Annotated in this window: 3 protein-coding genes; 2 read left to right on the plus strand and 1 reads right to left on the minus strand. The window is 32.8% G+C overall.

Features of this window, described 5'->3' with window-relative positions; translation table 11 throughout:
- Together V7137_RS30170 and V7137_RS30175 are read left to right on the plus strand one after the other, a co-directional pair.
- On the plus strand, nucleotides 1-306 hold a 306-nt coding region (locus V7137_RS30170; RefSeq protein ID WP_335701481.1), incomplete at its 5' end, for a GNAT family N-acetyltransferase.
- A 24-nt stretch (nucleotides 307-330) separates the two neighbouring features.
- The gene (locus V7137_RS30175) at nucleotides 331-954 is read left to right on the plus strand and encodes an FMN-binding negative transcriptional regulator (RefSeq protein ID WP_335701482.1); all 624 of its coding nucleotides are present in this window, start codon (nucleotides 331-333) and stop codon (nucleotides 952-954) included.
- 170 nt (nucleotides 955-1,124) lie between these two features.
- Here V7137_RS30175 and V7137_RS30180 read toward each other — a convergent pair.
- Nucleotides 1,125-1,369: YceI family protein (locus tag V7137_RS30180; protein WP_335701483.1), on the minus strand; the 245-nt coding region annotated here is incomplete at its 5' end.

Here is a 1,369-nt window from a genome sequence, read left to right on the forward strand (position 1 = left end):
GGATATGTAAAGGTCAATACAAATGATGCTCAGTCTGAAGAAATGGGTGATGAATCACTTGAAATCGAGAGGATTTATATAAAGAACAAATTTCAAAAACATGGTCTTGGTAAATATCTGCTAAATAAAGCTATGGAAATTGCGCTGGAACGTAATAAAAAGAAAATATGGCTAGGCGTATGGGAAAAAAATGAAAAGGCTATTGCTTTTTACAAGAAAATGGGGTTTGTTCAAACGGGAGCCCACTCTTTTTATATGGGTGATGAAGAACAAATGGACTTTATAATGACCAAAACACTCCTATAACTTTTTTTTGAAAGGTGGATTATTATGTATATTCCAAAATATTTTAAGGTCTCAAATGTTGATGAAATTTGGGATTTTGTTCAAAAAAACTCTTTTGGCACGATTGTCACAACAGAACAAGGGAAACCAATTGCCACTCATTTGCCTTTGGGGTTAAATAAAAAGGGTGATGATTACTATATTACTGGGCATATGGCCTATGGAAATCCTCAGTGGAGAACATTTGAAACCTGTGAAGATGTGCTTGTTATGTTTCAGGGAGCGAACGCTTACATTTCTTCTTCTTGGTATGGGCATGAAGAAGTTCCAACATGGAATTATCTAGCCGTCCATGTATATGGTAAAGCAAGCATTTTAGAGAAAGATGAATTAATTGAAGAATTAACAATAATGCTGGAAAAATATGAAGAACATCGTGAAAATCCTGTTTTATGGGATAAACTTTCTCCTCAACTCTTAGAAAGGGAACTAAAAGGTATAGTTGGATTTAAGATTAAGGTGGGAGAAATTCAGGCTGCATATAAATTAAGTCAGAACCGAAATGAAACGGATTATAGTAACATCATTGATAAATTACAAAATGATGGGAATCCAAATTCGAAACATATGGCAGAACTGATGGTAAAGAGATTAAAAAATCACAAATAAGCCCACTTTTATTCAACCCTCAGATGCAAGAATTAAAGAGCGGAACGGAGCTGAAAGGATCAGCTGCCATTCTCGACGCTTTTCTTATTCAAGTAACTGGCAGAATAGTGGAATAAGAACAAGTAATAACGAATGAAGATGATTTTGTATTTTATAATGGGGTTAATTTATTATTCTTTTAATGCTTCAATTTGGATTGAAATGGTAATTATATCTCCTATTAGAAAACTAAATGGATTTATAGTTGAAGTTAAAGATAAACCGTAATCGTTTCTATAAATTTGTCCCTTACTACTAAATATAACTTTTTCATTTTCACAAGAATTCTTTCCCAATCTATTAATAGAAATATTGAATGTTTCAAAACGTGAAAGTCCTCGAACAGTTAATAAACCGTAAATATCATACGTATCTG

It is taken from the genome of Neobacillus drentensis, assembly GCF_036962765.1.
Classification (GTDB): domain Bacteria; phylum Bacillota; class Bacilli; order Bacillales; family Cytobacillaceae; genus Neobacillus; species Neobacillus drentensis_C.

Coding starts and splice junctions, on each gene's coding strand:
- V7137_RS30175 (WP_335701482.1), top strand. CDS start 331: ATGTATATTCCAAAATATTTTAAGGTCTCAAATGTTGATGAAATTTGG.